We start from the raw sequence: 16,915 nt of genomic DNA, 5'->3' as shown, positions 1-16,915 counted from the left end.
ACGAGTGTCTCTGATCGCTTCTGACCACTTCCGCATCGTTGTCGGCCTCGGCAAGAGCGGCATGTCCCTGGTTCGCTTCCTGGCGAACCGGGGCGTGTCGTTTGCTGTCGCCGATACGCGGGAAAATCCACCGGAACTGGCCACGCTCAAGCGTGACTATCCGCACGTGGAAGTGCGTTGTGGCGAGCTGGACGTCGAATTCCTGTGCCGTGCCGACGAGCTCTATGTGAGCCCGGGCCTGGCGCTGGCGACCCCGGCCCTGCAGGCTGCCGCCGCCCGTGGCGTGAAGTTGTCCGGCGACATCGAGCTGTTCGCGCGTAACGCGAAGGCGCCGATTGTCGCCATCAGCGGTTCCAACGCAAAAAGCACCGTCACTACCCTGGTCGGCGAGATGGCGGCTGCGGCCGGCAAGCGTGTTGCCGTCGGCGGCAACCTCGGCACGCCAGCACTGGATTTGCTCAGCGACGACATCGAGTTGTACGTGATGGAGCTGTCGAGCTTCCAGCTCGAAACCACCGATCACCTCGGCGCCGAAGTGGCGACTGTGCTCAACATCAGCGAAGACCACATGGACCGCTACAGCGGTCTGCCGGCTTATCACTTGGCCAAGCACCGGATCTTCCGTGGCGCCAGGCAGTTTGTGGTCAACCGTCAGGACGCCTTGAGTCGTCCGCTGATGGGGGAAGGTCAGCCGTGCTGGACCTTCGGTTTGAGCAAACCCGATTTCAAGGCCTTTGGTATCCGGGAAGAGGATGGCGAGAAATACCTGGCCTTCGAATTCCAGAACCTGATGCCGGTGCGCGAGCTGAAGATTCGTGGCGCGCATAACCAGTCCAACGCCCTGGCGGCCTTGGCGCTGGGCCACGCCGTGGGGCTGCCGTTCGATGCCATGCTTTCGAGCCTGCGCACCTTCGCCGGTCTCGAGCATCGCTGCCAATGGGTTCGCGACCTCAATGGCGTGAGCTACTACAACGATTCCAAAGCCACCAACGTCGGCGCCGCACTGGCCGCTATCGAAGGCCTGGGGGCGGACATCGATGGCAAGCTCGTGCTGATCGCCGGTGGCGATGGCAAGGGTGCCGAGTTCAAGGACCTGCGTGATCCGGTCGCGGCCAACTGCCGTGCCGTGGTGCTGATGGGCCGGGACTCCGAGCTGATCGCCCAGGCCATCGGCGATGGCGTACCGCTGATTCGCGTCAATTCGCTGGACGAAGCTGTAGCGCAATGCCGCGCCATCGCCGAACCGGGCGACGCGGTGCTGCTGTCGCCGGCCTGCGCCAGTTTCGACATGTTCAAGAACTACGAAGATCGCGGTCACCAGTTTGTCCGCGCCGTGGAGGGCTTGGCATGAGCCTCCTGAATATCATCAAGCCGTACCCGTCGCCGATCATCACCGGGCGCGGCATCGACCTCGATTTCCCGATGCTCGCCGGCTGCCTGGCGCTGCTGGGCCTGGGGCTGGTCATGATTGCATCGGCATCGACCGAAGTGGCGGCGGTGCAGTCGGGCAGTGCCCTGTATTACATGATTCGCCACCTTATCTACGTGGTGCTGGGCCTTGGTGCCTGTATCGTCACCATGATGATTCCGATCGCTACCTGGCAACGCCTGGGCTGGCTGATGCTGATTGGTGCGTTCGGTTTGCTGGTGATGGTGATCATTCCCGGGATCGGCCGTGAAGTGAACGGTTCGATGCGCTGGATCGGCTTCAGTTTCTTCAACGTCCAGCCTTCCGAGATCGCCAAGGTATTCGTGGTGATCTACCTCGCCGGTTATCTGGTGCGTCGCCAGAAAGAAGTGCGTGAAAGCTGGATGGGCTTCTTCAAGCCGTTCATCGTTCTGCTGCCGATGGCGGGTCTGTTGCTGATGGAACCGGACTTCGGTGCCACCGTCGTGATGATGGGGGCTGCTGCGGCGATGCTGTTCCTCGGCGGGGTCGGGCTGTTCCGTTTTTCCTTGATGGTTGTCCTGGCTGTCGGTGCAGTGGTGTTGTTGATTCAAATGCAGCCGTATCGAATGGCGCGCCTGACCAACTTCGCGGACCCATGGGCTGACCAGTTCGGTGCTGGCTATCAGTTGTCTCAAGCCTTGATCGCTTTCGGTCGCGGCGAATGGCTGGGCGTTGGCCTGGGCAACAGCGTGCAGAAACAGTTCTACCTGCCGGAAGCCCACACCGACTTCGTGTTCTCGGTCCTGGCCGAAGAACTGGGTGCCGTGGGTTCCTTGTGCACGGTAGCGCTGTTCGTCTTTGTCTGTATTCGTGGCATGTACATCGGTTATTGGGCCGAGAAGGCCAAGCAATTCTTCGCTGCCTATATCGCGTATGGCTTGTCGTTCCTGTGGATTGGTCAGTTCCTGATCAACATCGGGGTGAACGTCGGCCTGCTGCCAACCAAAGGTCTGACCCTGCCATTCCTCAGTTATGGCGGCAGTTCGTTGGTGATCTGCTGTGCCTGTCTTGGCTTGTTGTTGCGCATCGAGTGGGAGAGTCGAACCCATTTGGGCAGTGAAGAGATGGAGTTCCATGAGAGCGACTTCGCCGAGGAGCCGACCCATGGGCGCTAACGTATTGATCATGGCTGGCGGCACCGGGGGCCACGTGTTCCCGGCATTGGCCTGCGCTCGCGAGTTCCAGGCCCGCGGTTACACCGTGCACTGGCTCGGCACGCCGCGCGGGATCGAAAACGATCTGGTGCCAGCGGCCGGCCTTCAATTGCATCGAATCCACGTCAGCGGTTTGCGCGGCAAGGGCAAATTGTCCCTGCTCAAGGCGCCGTTCATGTTGCTCAAGTCGATCTGGCAGGCGCGGGCGATCATTCGTCAACTGCGGCCGGTGTGTGTGGTCGGCTTCGGTGGTTTTGTGACCGGTCCCGGCGGCGTTGCAGCCAGACTGGCCGGAGTACCGGTCATCGTTCATGAGCAGAACGCCGTAGCCGGTACCGCCAATCGGTTGCTGGTGCCGTTGGCCGCCCGAGTCTGTGAAGCGTTCCCCGACACCTTTACCCTGTCGAACAGCCGTCGTACCACCGGTAACCCGGTGCGCACCGAGCTGTTCCTCGAAACACCGCGACCTGCCCTGGCCGGTCGCAAGGCGCGTTTGCTGATCCTGGGCGGAAGCCTGGGCGCAGAGCCGTTGAACAAGTTGCTGCCTGAAGCCCTGTCGCAAGTCGCCCCCGACCTGCGGCCGGACGTGTTTCATCAGGCCGGCAAAAACCACGATGAAGTGACTGCAGAGCGCTATCGCGCGGCTGGCGTCGAGGCGCAAGTGCAGCCTTTCATCAAAGACATGGCCCAAGCCTATGGCTGGGCCGACCTGGTGGTGTGCCGCGCAGGCGCATTGACCATCAGTGAACTGGCGGCTGCCGGTCTGCCCTCGATGCTGGTGCCTTTGCCCCACGCGATCGACGATCACCAGACCCGTAACGCCGATTATTTGGCCCGTGAAGGCGCTGCCTTCCTGATGCCGCAAAGAACGACTGGCGCAGCGGATCTTGCCGCTCGCCTGACAGAGGTCTTGATGCAACCGCAACGACTCAACGACATGGCCACCGCGGCACGCCGCCTGGCCAAACCCGATGCCACTCGTAACGTGGTCGATACCTGCCTGGAGGTGGCCCATGGTTGAGAACAAGAAAGCCATGCCGCACCCGGAAATGCGCCGCATCCGTCGCATCCACTTCGTCGGTATCGGCGGCGTGGGCATGTGCGGCATCGCCGAAGTGTTGCTGAACCTGGGCTATGAAGTGTCCGGTTCCGACCTGAAAGCTTCGCCGGTGACCGAGCGCCTGGAATCCTTCGGTGCCCACATCTATATCGGCCACCGTGCCGAGAACGCCGCGAACGCCGATGTGCTGGTCACCTCCAGCGCTGTGAACACTTCCAACCCGGAAGTCGCCACCGCCCTGGAACGCCGGATTCCGGTGGTGCCGCGTGCCGAGATGCTGGCCGAACTGATGCGCTACCGCCACGGCATCGCCGTCGCCGGTACCCACGGCAAAACTACGACCACCAGCCTGATCGCTTCGGTGTTCGCCGCTGGTGGCCTGGACCCGACATTCGTTATCGGTGGTCGTCTGAATGCCGCGGGCACCAATGCCCAGCTTGGCACCAGCCGTTACCTGATCGCCGAAGCCGACGAAAGCGATGCCAGCTTCCTGCACTTGCAGCCGCTGGTGGCCGTGGTCACCAACATCGACGCCGACCACATGGCGACCTACGACGGCGACTTCAACAAACTGAAGAAAACCTTCGTCGAGTTCCTGCACAACCTGCCGTTCTACGGTCTGGCGGTGGTGTGCCTGGACGATCCGGTGGTGCGTGAAATCCTCCCGCAGGTGAAACGTCCGACGGTCACTTATGGCTTTGGCGACGATGCCGACGTGCGCGCCATCAATGTGCGCCAACAAGGCATGCAGACTTTCTTTACCGTGCTGCGCCCTGATCGCGAGCCGCTGGATGTGTCGGTGAACATGCCGGGCAACCATAACGTCCTGAACGCGCTGGCGACCATCTGCATCGCCACCGACGAAGGCGTCAGCGATGAAGCCATCGTCCAGGGCCTGTCCGGGTTCCAGGGTGTCGGTCGTCGCTTCCAGGTGTACGGCGAACTGCCGGTTGAAGGCGGCAACGTGATGCTGGTGGACGACTATGGTCACCACCCGACCGAAGTCGCAGCCGTGATCAAAGCCGTGCGCGGTGGCTGGCCGGAGCGCCGTCTGGTGATGGTTTACCAGCCGCACCGTTACAGCCGCACCCGCGACCTGTACGACGATTTCGTCAATGTGCTGGCCGACGCCAACGTCTTGCTGTTGATGGAAGTTTATCCGGCCGGTGAAGAACCGATTCCGGGTGCTGATAGCCGCAAACTGTGCAACAGCATTCGCCAGCGCGGTCAGCTCGACCCGATCTACATCGAGCGCGGCATCGACCTCGCGCCAATCGTCAAGCCGCTGCTGCGTGCCGGCGACATTCTGCTGTGCCAGGGCGCCGGTGATATCGGCGGTCTCGCACCGAAACTGTTGAATAGTCCGTTGTTCGCTGGCGCGGTTGCCGCGCCAAGCGTGGGGAAGTTGAAATGACTGCTGCTTACGCCAACCTCGTCTCCACTATCGCGCCGAAAGATTTCGGCCGTGTCGCCGTGCTGTTCGGTGGCAAGAGTGCTGAGCGTGAGGTCTCCCTGAAGTCGGGTAACGCGGTGCTCGACGCACTGCAAAGCGCCGGTGTGGACGCTTTCGGTCTTGATGTGGGCGATGACCTGCTGCAGCGTCTGCTGAACGAAAAAATCGATCGCGCCTTCATCATCCTCCACGGTCGTGGCGGTGAAGACGGCAGCATGCAGGGCTTGCTCGAATGCCTGGGCATTCCGTACACCGGCAGCGGCATTCTGGCCTCGGCACTGGCCATGGACAAACTGCGCACCAAGCAGGTCTGGCATAGCCTCGGTATTCCGACGCCACGCCATGCGGTACTGAGCTCTGAGGCCGATTGTATTTCGGCGGCCACGGAACTGGGCTTCCCTTTGATCGTCAAACCGGCCCATGAAGGCTCCAGTATCGGGATGGCCAAAGTGACTCGCGCGTCTGAATTGATCGACGCGTGGAAAGCGGCCAGTACCTACGATTCGCAAGTGTTGGTCGAGCAATGGATTCAAGGTCCGGAGTTCACCATCGCCACCCTGCGTGACCAGGTGTTGCCTCCAATCGCCTTGGGCACAACCCACAGTTTCTACGACTACGACGCCAAGTACGTGGCTTCCGATACCCAGTACCGGATCCCGTGTGGCCTGGACAGCAACAAAGAAAAAGAACTCATGGACCTCACGGCCAAAGCCTGTGAGGCGCTGGGTATCGCCGGTTGGGGCAGGGCAGACGTGATGCAGGACGCCGACGGGCAGTTCTGGTTCCTGGAAGTCAACACCGCACCGGGCATGACCGATCACAGTCTGGTTCCGATGGCGGCCCGTGCCGCTGGCCTGGATTTCCAGCAACTGGTTCTGGCGATTCTGGCCGCAAGCGTTGCCGGTAATGCTGCCAGCAACGAAGAGCCGCGAGGTTAAGACCATGCAAGGCGCACAGCTGAGACATCAGCCCTCCGCACCCGGCCGCAAGCCGGTGCCGCGGGGTGCCAGCCGAATGGTGGCCAAAGAGCCGATGTCCGCGCGCCTGCCGAAAGCCAACTTTGGTTTTCTGAAAAGCCTGTTCTGGCCCGTGCTGTTGGTTGCACTGGGGTTCGGCACTTATGAAGGCGCACAGCGTTTGCTGCCGTACGCCGACCGGCCGATCACCAAGATCGCGGTGCAGGGCGACTTGAGTTACATCAGCCAGCAAGCGGTGCAGCAGCGGATCGCCCCCTACGTGGCGTCGAGCTTCTTCACCATCGACCTGGCGGGCATGCGCACCGAGCTTGAACAGATGCCATGGATTGCCCACGCCGAAGTGCGCAGGGTATGGCCGGATCAAGTAGTGATTCGCCTGGAAGAACAACTGCCGGTGGCCCGTTGGGGCGATGAGTCGCTGTTGAACAATCAGGGGCAGGCGTTCACCCCGCGTGAGCTGGCGAACTACGAACATTTGCCACAGCTGTTCGGCCCGCAGCGGGCTCAGCAGCAAGTGATGCAGCAATACCAGGTGCTGAGCCAGATGCTCAGGCCATTGGGTTTCTCGATTGCACGCCTGGAGTTGCGTGAACGAGGCAGTTGGTTCCTGACCACCGGCGCCGGCAGCGCGGGCCCGGGAATCGAACTGCTGCTGGGACGCGGCAAGCTGGTGGAAAGGATGCGCCGCTTCATTGCCATCTATGACAAGACGCTCAAAGAGCAGATTACGAACATTGCGCGCATCGATCTGCGCTACGCCAACGGCCTCGCCGTTGGCTGGCGGGAACCTGTAGCGCCCACGACAGCCCAACCCGCTGTCGCGAAGAATTAAGAAGAGGCAGGACCCATGGCAAACGTGCAAAGCGGCAAAATGATCGTCGGTCTCGATATCGGCACCTCCAAGGTGGTGGCGCTGGTCGGCGAGGTCTCGGACGACGGCACGCTCGAAATCGTCGGGATCGGTACTCATCCGTCCCGCGGCCTGAAAAAAGGCGTAGTGGTGAACATCGAGTCCACCGTCCAGTCGATCCAGCGCGCTATCGAAGAAGCGCAGCTGATGGCCGGTTGCCGGATCCACTCGGCGTTTGTCGGCGTGGCCGGCAATCACATCCGCAGCCTGAACTCCCACGGCATCGTGGCGATTCGTGATCGCGAAGTCAGCTCCGCCGACCTTGAGCGCGTCCTCGACGCAGCCCAGGCCGTGGCGATCCCGGCTGACCAGCGCGTGCTGCACACCCTGCCGCAGGATTACGTGATCGATAACCAGGAAGGCGTTCGCGAGCCGCTGGGTATGTCCGGCGTGCGTCTGGAAGCCAAGGTTCACGTGGTCACCTGCGCCGTCAACGCCGCACAGAACATTGAAAAATGCGTGCGCCGCTGCGGTCTGGAAATCGACGACATCATTCTCGAGCAACTGGCTTCCGCGTATTCGGTCCTGACCGACGACGAGAAAGAGCTGGGCGTGTGCCTGGTGGACATCGGCGGCGGCACCACCGACATCGCGATCTTTACCGAAGGCGCGATCCGTCACACCGCGGTGATCCCGATTGCGGGCGATCAGGTGACCAACGACATCGCCATGGCGCTACGCACCCCGACCCAGTACGCCGAAGAAATCAAGATTCGCTACGCCTGCGCCCTGGCCAAACTGGCTGGTGCCGGTGAAACCATCAAGGTGCCGAGCGTCGGCGATCGTCCACCGCGCGAGCTGTCCCGTCAGGCCCTGGCCGAAGTGGTCGAGCCGCGTTACGACGAGCTGTTCACCCTGATCCAGGCCGAACTGCGTCGCAGTGGCTACGAAGACCTGATTCCGGCCGGCATCGTGCTGACCGGCGGTACGTCGAAGATGGAAGGCGCGGTGGAACTGGCCGAAGAGATCTTCCACATGCCGGTTCGCCTGGGCGTGCCGCATGGCGTCAAGGGCCTGGACGACGTGGTCCGCAACCCGATTTATTCCACCGGCGTTGGCCTGTTGATGTACGGCCTGCAGAAGCAGTCCGACGGGATTTCGTTCTCGGGCATCGGCAGCCGCGACAGCTACAGCAATGACGAACCGAAAGTCGCCCTGCTCGATCGCTTCAAGAGCTGGGTACAAGGCAATTTCTAAAAGCTTTACCGCAACACCGCTTCAAACAGCAGTAGGCGAAAAAACTAGAGAATGTAAGGAGAGGGAAAATGTTCGAACTCGTAGACAACATCCCCGCAAGCCCGGTAATTAAAGTTATCGGTGTTGGCGGTGGCGGCGGCAACGCTGTCAATCACATGGTCAAGAGCAACATTGAAGGCGTTGAATTCATCTGCGCCAACACTGATGCCCAAGCGCTGAAAAGCATCGGCGCGCGGACCATCCTGCAACTGGGTACCGGCGTGACCAAAGGTCTGGGCGCTGGTGCCAACCCTGAAGTAGGTCGTCAGGCCGCTCTCGAAGACCGTGAGCGCATTGCCGAAGTCCTGCAGGGCACCAATATGGTGTTCATCACCACCGGCATGGGCGGTGGTACCGGTACCGGTGCTGCGCCGATCATCGCCGAAGTGGCCAAGGAAATGGGGATCCTCACCGTTGCGGTGGTGACCCGTCCGTTCCCGTTCGAAGGTCGCAAGCGTATGCAGATCGCCGACGAAGGTATTCGTCTGCTGTCTGAAAGCGTCGACTCGTTGATCACCATTCCCAACGAGAAGCTGCTGACCATCCTCGGTAAAGACGCAAGCCTGCTGTCGGCTTTCGCCAAGGCCGACGATGTACTGGCCGGTGCCGTTCGCGGTATTTCCGACATCATCAAGCGTCCGGGCATGATCAACGTCGACTTTGCCGACGTGCGTACCGTGATGAGCGAAATGGGCATGGCGATGATGGGCACTGGCTGCGCCAGCGGTCCGAACCGTGCACGTGAGGCCACCGAAGCGGCCATTCGCAACCCGTTGCTCGAAGACGTGAACCTGCAAGGCGCACGCGGCATCCTGGTGAACATCACCGCCGGTCCTGACCTGTCCCTGGGTGAGTACTCCGACGTGGGTAGCATCATCGAAGCCTTCGCTTCCGAGCACGCGATGGTCAAGGTCGGTACCGTTATCGATCCGGACATGCGCGACGAGCTGCACGTGACTGTTGTTGCCACTGGTTTAGGCGCTAAAATCGAGAAGCCTGTGAAGGTCATCGACAATACCGTCCACACCTCGATGGCTTCCCAGCCACAACAACAAGCCCCTGTTCGTCAAGAACAGCCTGCGGTGAACTACCGTGACCTGGACCGTCCGACTGTCATGCGCAACCAGGCTCAGGCCGGTGCTGCGACTGCCGCGAAGATGAACCCGCAAGATGACCTGGACTACCTGGACATCCCGGCTTTCCTGCGTCGTCAGGCCGATTGATGAAATGTATCAGGGGTATTAGGGTGATTGGTGTTCAGCAAAGGTCTGGTCTGCTATCATCGCCAGCCTTTGTTGATACCAGTTCGCAATTTGCGCTGAAGCGGCCCATGCCATGATAAAACAACGCACCCTGAAGAATATTATCCGTGCCACAGGTGTCGGCCTGCACTCCGGGGAGAAGGTCTATCTGACCCTCAAGCCAGCGCCCGTCGACACCGGCATTGTGTTTTGTCGTGCTGACCTCGACCCTGTCGTGCAGATTCCTGCCCGCGCGGAAAACGTTGGCGAAACCACTATGTCGACCACGCTTGTTAACGGTGACGTCAAAGTGGACACGGTGGAGCACCTGCTCTCGGCCATGGCTGGCCTGGGCATCGATAACGCCTACGTCGAGCTCTCCGCGTCCGAAGTCCCGATCATGGATGGTAGCGCTGGACCCTTCGTATTCCTGATTCAATCGGCCGGCCTGGAAGAGCAGGACGCCGCCAAGAAGTTCATCCGGATCCTGCGGGAAGTGACAGTGGAAGACGGCGACAAGCGCGCCACTTTCGTCCCTTTCGAAGGTTTCAAAGTGAGCTTCGAGATCGATTTCGATCACCCGGTTTTCCGTGACCGCACACAAAGTGCAAGCGTGGATTTTTCCAGCACTTCGTTCGTAAAAGAAGTCAGCCGCGCCCGTACCTTTGGTTTCATGAGTGATATCGAGTACCTGCGCAAGCACAACCTCGCACTCGGCGGCAGCGTTGAAAACGCTATTGTGGTCGACGCGGATGGTGTACTGAACGAAGACGGCCTTCGCTATGAAGACGAATTCGTGAAGCACAAGATCCTCGATGCAATTGGTGACCTCTACCTGCTGGGCAATAGCCTGATTGGTGAGTTCAAGGGCTTCAAGTCCGGACATGCATTGAACAACCAGCTGCTGCGCAAGTTGATTGAGCAGACAGATGCTTGGGAAGTCGTGACTTTCGAAGACGCCAGCACTGCACCGATCTCTTACATGCGTCCTGTTGCGGCCGTGTAAGCAAAAAACCTCTCTAGTTTTTAAAGGCTGCCTTCGGGTGGCCTTTTTTTATTCCTGCGGGAAAGTACCCGGTGTTTTTTGATCGTTCCCACGCGGAGCGTGGGAACGATCAACTACGCAGCAACCACCCGATTCCGCCCACTTTCCTTGGCCTGATACAGCGCCTTGTCCGCCGAAAACAGCAACTGTTCCAGGCTGATGTCGGTTGCGGTCGTCCAGGTGCTGATACCAATACTGACAGTAATCGGCGACTCATCACCTCCCACCAACGGCAACTGTTCCACCGCTGCGCGGACGTTGTCGGCAATCTGTTGCGCGCCGGCGCTGTCGGTTTCAGCCAGGATCACCGAAAACTCCTCGCCACCATAACGGGCGACCAGATCCGCCGGTCGTCGAACATGGTTGCTGATCACTTTAGCCACCAAGCGCAAGGCATCGTCGCCGCCCTGATGGCCATGGCGATCGTTGAACGCCTTGAAGTGATCGACATCGATCATCAGTACCGACAATGGCAGGCCGGAACGTTGGGCACGAAACCATTCATGGCGCAGGGCCTGATCCAGGGTTCGGCGGTTGGCCAGTCCGGTCAAGGAGTCGGTAGCGGCCAGTTGGGCCAATTCCTGCTCGGCACCGTGACGCCGACGCAATTCCCGGCAGAGCAACCAGGTCAGCCACAGCAGGCTCACGCACAGGGCAATGGTCGCAAAGCTGACCACCACTGCGGTGCGCTTCCAGGCCGCAAAGACTTCATCGCTGGACAGCGCAACGATGACGATCAACGGCAAGTTCCCGACCTTGGAGAACGTGTACAGGCGCTTATCCTTGTGGCGGCTGGACAGGCCGGTGAAGCTGCCGTTGCCTTCCTTGACGATGCGTTGGAAATTGGGGCGGCTACTGAAATCCTTGCCGATCAGCTCTTCGGCCAAGCGGGGTTGCTGGGCTAGCAGAATCCCGTCTTTGCTGATCAGATTGACCGTACTGTCGCGACCGATGCTCAGACTGTTGAACAACTGATCGAAGTAACTCAAACGCATGGCGGCTTCGGCCACACCGAGGAACTCGCCCTGGGGGCCGTTCACCCGGCGGCTGAAACTGATACGCCAATCCTGTTCGGGCGACCTGGCTCTGAAGGGGGGACTGATGAACATGCCCGGGTCCGGGTTGTTCACGTGGGACTGGAAGTATTCGCGATCGGCGAAGTTGCCCTGCCTGGGCTCCACCGAGGCCGAGTCTGCAATCACGTCGCCCTTGTTGTCGAGCAACAAAATGTTGCCCTTGTACGGCGCGGCAGTAGCGCGGTCGAAATAGGCCAGATGGCGAATGGCTGGAGAAACGCTCTTGAGGTCTTCTCGCTGGTAGGCAGCGATCAAACCCAGCAGGGACACATCATAAAGTTCGACATTGCGCAGCACGTCGGCGTCGATCAATTGCACGATATTGTTGGCGGCACGAGCGGCGGACAATTCGGCATTGGCGCGTTCACGGATCAGCAGGAATGCGACGATGCTCAGTATCGCAATAACCAACAACACACTACTGAGAACCAGAAGCCGCTCCGACCGTGTCGAACGGATCGGATCACGGGATTTCGCACTGCTCACACTCATGGTTCTGACTTCTGCAAATAAGGCATTATGAAAGTGCTTTTACAAGAATCGGGCAGAGTCCCAGAAACCGTCGCGCCTATATAAATCCCGGATAAAGAAAAGGCCAGCAAAACATGCTGGCCTTTTGCTAATTGAAGCTTAGAAGACATTCAGAGGGTAGTCGACAATTACCCGGGAAAGGTAAAGATCGGTAAATGAATTCCGAAGGTGTTCATCCGCCGAGCCAGTACGCCGAGCAGCGAGATCTCTTTGGCGGTCAGGTCCAGGCGTGTGCTGGTACGGGTGGCCTTGCGGCTGATCAAATCTATCCACAGCTCGGCAATGCTCATCTGCACCGGGTTCTTGGCCGCCGCTGCGCCGGGTCAGCGCTTGTAAACGCGCCACCCGTTCGAGGAAGGAAAACGGTTTGCCGAGGTAATCGTCAGCGCCAGGTGCAGGCCTTCGACGCCATCGCGGGCCACGTCCACGGTGTAGCCCTGTTCCGTCAGACCGCGGTGCAGATAGTCCGCGGTTTTTTCTTCGTTTTCGATAATCAGAACGCGCATGACCCCGCCTCAGTCTGTGGTCGCCAGCACCGGCTGCTGTGCTGGTGTGGGTCTATGGAATAGCCGCTCAAGCCACAAGTATATGACCGGCGTAGTGAAGAGCGTCAGCGCCTGGCTCACCAGCAAGCCGCCGACCACCGCAATCCCCAGCGGCTGGCGCAATTCGGCACCGGTCCCGTAGCCGAGCATCAGCGGCAGGGCGCCGAGCAGGGCGGCGAGGGTAGTCATGATGATCGGCCGGAACCGCGTCATACACGCTTCATAGATCGCCTCTTCGGGAGGCAAGCCACGGTTACGTTGGGCGTCCAGCGCAAAGTCGATCATCAGGATGCCGTTCTTCTTGACGATGCCGATCAGCAGCACCAGCCCGATCAGCGCCATGATCGAAAAGTCCTGGCCGCAGATCCACAGCATGATCACCGCCCCGAGCCCTGCCGAGGGCAGGGTCGAGATGATCGTCAGCGGGTGCACGAAGCTTTCGTACAGAACGCCAAGAATGATGTACACCGCCACCAGCGCCGCCAGAATCAGCCAAGGCTGGCTGGCCAGCGAACTCTGGAACGCCTGGGCCGCGCCCTGGAAATTACCGCTGATGGCCGCCGGCATGCCAATGTCGGTCTTGGCCTGATCGAGCATGATGACTGCGTCGCCCAACGCGACGCCGGGCGCCAGGTTGAACGACAGGTTGGCCGCCGGGAACATCCCGTCGTGAGCGATGGACAGCGGGCCGATGGTTGGCGCCTCGAATTTTGCCAGGGCCGACAGCGGCACCATTTCCCCGCTCAGCGGCGAGCGCAGGTAAAAATAGTTGAGGCTTTCGGCCTTGCCGCGCTGTTTGGTGTCCAGCTCCAGAATCACGTTGTACTGGTTGGTCTGGGTCTGGAATTCGTTGATCTGCCGCTGGCCGAAGGCGTCGTACAGCGCTTCATCGACATCACTGGCGGTCAGGCCGAAACGCGCCGCCGCGCTGCGGTCGATGCTGATGTGGGTGATGCTGCCGCCCAGTTGCAGGTCGTTGGAAATGTCGCGGAACGCCGGGTTGCTGCGCAGTTTTTCCGTCAGGCGCTGGGTCCAGGTGCTCAGGAGGGCACCGTCGTTGCTCTTGAGTACGTATTGGTACTGCGCGCGGCTCGGGCCGGAGCTGAGGTTGATGTCTTGCCCGGCGCGCAGGTACAGCACAATGCCCGGGACTTTCATCAGCTGTGGGCGAATACGGTCGATGAATTGGCTGGCGGACACATCGCGGTCGCCGCGTTTTTTCAGCGAAATCCAGAACCGTCCGTTGGCGATGGTCTGGTTGCTGCCCGCAACGCCAACCGAATGGGAGAACGTCTCGACGGCGGGATCGGCGGCGACGATCTCGGCCATCGCCAGGTGTTTTTTCACCATGTCGCCGTAGGAAATGTCCGCCGCTGCTTCGGTCGTGCCGAGGACGAAACCGGTGTCCTGCACCGGGAAAAAACCCTTCGGAATGAAAATGTACCCGGCGACCGCCAGGCCGAGGGACAGGCCGAACACACCGATCATCAATTTCTGATGGGCGAGGGCGCGGCGCAGGCCTTTCTCATACAGCGCCAGCAAGCGTTCGCCGAAACCCGGTTTGTCGTGGGCGTGATGCACCGGCGCGCGCATGAATAGCGCGGCCAAAGTAGGCGCCAGCGTCAGGGACACCACCACGGAAATCATGATGGTCGAGGTGGCGGTCAGGGCGAATTCCTTGAATAGCCGCCCGACCACACCGCCCATGAACAGCAGCGGAATGAACGCCGCCACCAGCGAGAAACTGATGGAAACCACGGTAAAGCCGATCTCGCCGGCGCCCTTGATCGCCGCCTCACGCATGCCGTCGCCGGCCTCCAGATGGCGGTGAATGTTTTCCACCACCACAATCGCATCGTCCACCACAAACCCGACGGACACCACGATCGCCACCAGTGTCAGGTTATTCAGGCTGAAGCCCATGATGTACATCAGGGCAAAACTGGCGATCAGCGACACACCGAGCACCGACGCCACGATCAGGGTCGCCGACAACTGCCTCAGGAACAGCGCCATCACCGCCACCACCAGCAGGATCGCGATCAGCAGGGTGACTTCCACTTCACGCAACGAAGCGCGGATGGTCTGGGTGCGATCAACCAACACTTTGACCTGTACCGTGGCTGGCAGCATGGCCTCCAGCGTCGGCAGGGCCGCCTGAATACGGTCGACGGTCGCGACGATGTTGGCTCCCGGTTGCCGGAAAATCACCAGGTTCACCCCCGGCTGACCGTCAGCCCAAGCCTGGATGTAGGCATCTTCCGAACCGTTGACGACTTTGGCTACATCCTTGAGATGAACCGGTGCGCCGTCCTTGTAGGAAACAATCAGCTGACCGTATTCCTGGGGATGGAACAATTGGTCGTTGGTGGACAAGGTCGAAATGCTCGACTCGCCGTACAACGCACCCTTGGCCAGGTTGAGGCTGGTCTGCTGGATCGCGAGACGAATGTCCGCCAGGGTCAGGCCAATGGCGGCGAGTTTGTCCGCCGAGGCCTGCACGCGGATCGCCGGACGTTGCTGACCGGTGATGTTGATATTGCCTACGCCATCGATCTGGCTGATCTGACGGGCGAGCAGGGTTTCCACCAAGTCGCTGACTTCGGTGCCGGGCATTTGCGGTGAGTTGATGCTGAGGATCAGCACCGGGCTGTCGGCCGGGTTGACCTTCCTCCAGTTCGGCAGGTTCGGCATGTCTTTGGGCAGCTTGCCGGCTGCGGTGTTGATCGCGGCCTGGACTTCCTGCGCGGCGGTGTCGATGCTTTTGTCGAGGGTGAATTGCAGGGTCAGAATGGTCGAGCCCAGGGCGCTGCTCGAGGTCATCTGGGTCACGCCGGGGATGGCGCTGAATTGCACTTCAAGCGGCGTGGCCACCGACGAGGCCATGGTTTCGGGGTTGGCGCCGGGCAGTTGCGCGGCCACCTGGATGGTCGGGAATTCCGCTTCCGGCAGTGGTGCAATCGGCAGCCGCGGAAAGGCGATCACCCCCAGCAGCACCAGGGCAAAGGTCAGCAGGACCGTCGCCACCGGATGATCGATGCACCACGCGGAAATCGAACCGTGGCCCTTCATGGTTTTGGCTCCGATTGCACCATTTGCGGTGGGTCGGCCACTACCTGCACGGTCGAGCCAGGTTTGAGCCGCGACTGGCCGTCGCTGACCAACACATCGCCCGGTTTCACGCCTTTGATGATGTCCTGTCCGCTGCTTTGATAAACCATCTGCACCTGAACGGCTTCGACCTTGTCGCCGTTGACCCGGTAGACGAAATGTTGATCGAGGCCACGTTGTACGACGGTGGGCGGCACCACCAGCGCATTTTTATCCAGCGCTGTCTGAATTTTTACCGTTACCAGCAGGCCCGGCCAGAGTTTCTGTGCGGGGTTGGCGAACTCGGCCTTGGCGCGGATGGTCCCGGTGTTGGCGTTGATCTGGTTGTCGATCAGGGTCAGGTGGCCTTCGCCCAGCAGGTTGCCGGTTTCGCCGTCGGTGTCGGCACCGATGTAAGCCTTGACTGGTGTGTGCTGTGGATCGTTGATCAGGCCCTGCAGGGTTGGCAGCATTTGTTGCGGCAGGGAAAACTCCACGGCGATCGGGTCGATCTGGGTCACGGTGAACAGGCCTTGGGTGTCGGTCATGCGCAGGAAGTTGCCTTCATCCACTGTGCGAATACCGACGCGACCGGTGACCGGGGAGCGGATCTGTGTGTAAGAAAGCTGCACCAGAGCGGCGTCGATCGATGCCTGATTGCCTTGGGCGGTGGCTTTGAGTTGGTTGACCAGGGCTTGTTGCTGGTCGTAGGTCTGCTTGGACACGCCGTCGTCGACGCTCAGCAGTTTGTAGCGTTTGAGGTTGACCTGGGCCACTTGCAGTTGCGCCTGACTTTCGCCCAGTTGCGCCCGGGCCTGGTCGAGGCTGGCGCGGATCGAGCGATCGTCGATGGTGGCCAGCAGATCACCTTTGTTCACCCGTTGGCCTTCCTTGACCAGCAGCTTGGTGAGGATGCCGTCGATCTGCGGGCGCACGACCACGCTGTGCAACGACAGCACCGAACCGATGCCGCTGATGTAGCGGGGCACATCTTTTTCAGCGACGCTGACCACTCGCACGGGGATGGCGGTGGAAGGGGCCAGTTTGGTCGTGGCGGGTTTGGCGGCGTACCACACGCCCAGCGCTGCCAGGACGATCAGAAGGGTGGCGAGCAGGGCGGTTTTTTTCTGAATTCGCATGCGAATGG

The 16,915-nt window shown here is 60.6% G+C and carries 12 protein-coding genes and 1 pseudogene; 9 read left to right on the top strand and 4 right to left on the bottom strand.

Annotation, left to right across the window (positions count from 1 at the left end; genetic code table 11):
* Positions 1-4 precede the first annotated feature (4 nt).
* The 9 genes from murD (at position 5) to lpxC (ending at position 10,487) form a co-directional block, all read left to right on the top strand.
* Positions 5-1,351, top strand: coding sequence for a UDP-N-acetylmuramoyl-L-alanine--D-glutamate ligase (gene murD, locus PSH97_RS22845; protein WP_305446801.1), 1,347 nt, complete (start codon positions 5-7; stop codon positions 1,349-1,351).
* Positions 1,348-2,565, top strand: a complete 1,218-nt coding sequence (gene ftsW / locus PSH97_RS22840; RefSeq protein WP_305425273.1) for a putative lipid II flippase FtsW — start codon at positions 1,348-1,350, stop codon at positions 2,563-2,565. The genes murD and ftsW overlap by 4 nt, the downstream gene beginning before the upstream one ends.
* The gene (gene murG / locus PSH97_RS22835) at positions 2,555-3,625 is read left to right on the top strand and encodes an undecaprenyldiphospho-muramoylpentapeptide beta-N-acetylglucosaminyltransferase (protein ID WP_305446800.1); all 1,071 of its coding nucleotides are present in this window, start codon (positions 2,555-2,557) and stop codon (positions 3,623-3,625) included. Before ftsW ends, murG begins: the two co-directional genes overlap by 11 nt.
* Positions 3,618-5,078 (top strand): UDP-N-acetylmuramate--L-alanine ligase, encoded by a 1,461-nt coding sequence (gene murC / locus PSH97_RS22830; RefSeq protein ID WP_008005018.1) that lies wholly within the window; start codon positions 3,618-3,620, stop codon positions 5,076-5,078. Before murG ends, murC begins: the two co-directional genes overlap by 8 nt.
* Entirely contained in the window at positions 5,075-6,055 is a 981-nt protein-coding gene (locus PSH97_RS22825) for a D-alanine--D-alanine ligase (protein ID WP_305446799.1), read from the top strand. Before murC ends, PSH97_RS22825 begins: the two co-directional genes overlap by 4 nt.
* Positions 6,056-6,059: 4 nt before the next feature.
* Complete coding sequence (locus PSH97_RS22820) at positions 6,060-6,926, top strand: cell division protein FtsQ/DivIB (protein WP_305425276.1); 867 nt, start codon at positions 6,060-6,062, stop codon at positions 6,924-6,926.
* A gap of 15 nt (positions 6,927-6,941) precedes the next feature.
* A complete protein-coding gene (gene ftsA, locus PSH97_RS22815) occupies positions 6,942-8,201 on the top strand; it encodes a cell division protein FtsA (protein WP_007904319.1) in 1,260 nt (419 codons plus the stop codon).
* 68 nt (positions 8,202-8,269) lie between these two features.
* Positions 8,270-9,463 carry a cell division protein FtsZ gene (ftsZ, locus tag PSH97_RS22810; protein ID WP_007904318.1) on the top strand — a complete coding sequence of 398 codons (1,194 nt, stop codon included), beginning with the start codon at positions 8,270-8,272 and terminating at the stop codon, positions 9,461-9,463.
* 112 nt (positions 9,464-9,575) lie between these two features.
* Positions 9,576-10,487: a UDP-3-O-acyl-N-acetylglucosamine deacetylase gene (gene lpxC, locus PSH97_RS22805; RefSeq protein WP_007939852.1), complete on the top strand. Its 912-nt coding sequence runs from the start codon at positions 9,576-9,578 to the stop codon at positions 10,485-10,487.
* A gap of 113 nt (positions 10,488-10,600) precedes the next feature.
* On the opposite strand, the gene PSH97_RS22800 is transcribed toward lpxC, so the two are convergent.
* From PSH97_RS22800 to PSH97_RS22785, 4 genes and pseudogenes are all read right to left on the bottom strand, one after another.
* Positions 10,601-12,094: a sensor domain-containing diguanylate cyclase gene (locus PSH97_RS22800; protein ID WP_305446798.1), complete on the bottom strand. Its 1,494-nt coding sequence runs from the start codon at positions 12,092-12,094 to the stop codon at positions 10,601-10,603.
* Between the two features lie 215 nt (positions 12,095-12,309).
* A pseudogene (locus PSH97_RS22795) lies at positions 12,310-12,639 on the bottom strand (DNA-binding response regulator); the annotation flags it as partial.
* 9 nt (positions 12,640-12,648) lie between these two features.
* Positions 12,649-15,750, bottom strand: a complete 3,102-nt coding sequence (locus PSH97_RS22790; RefSeq protein ID WP_305446797.1) for a multidrug efflux RND transporter permease subunit — start codon at positions 15,748-15,750, stop codon at positions 12,649-12,651.
* Positions 15,747-16,907, bottom strand: coding sequence for an efflux RND transporter periplasmic adaptor subunit (locus tag PSH97_RS22785; protein ID WP_305446796.1), 1,161 nt, complete (start codon positions 16,905-16,907; stop codon positions 15,747-15,749). The genes PSH97_RS22790 and PSH97_RS22785 overlap by 4 nt, the downstream gene beginning before the upstream one ends.
* Positions 16,908-16,915 lie beyond the last annotated feature (8 nt).

It is taken from the genome of Pseudomonas cucumis, assembly GCF_030687935.1.
Lineage (GTDB): Bacteria > Pseudomonadota > Gammaproteobacteria > Pseudomonadales > Pseudomonadaceae > Aquipseudomonas > Aquipseudomonas cucumis.
Note: the sequence above shows the minus strand (reverse complement) of the source record. Positions and strands in the feature narration are given on the sequence as shown.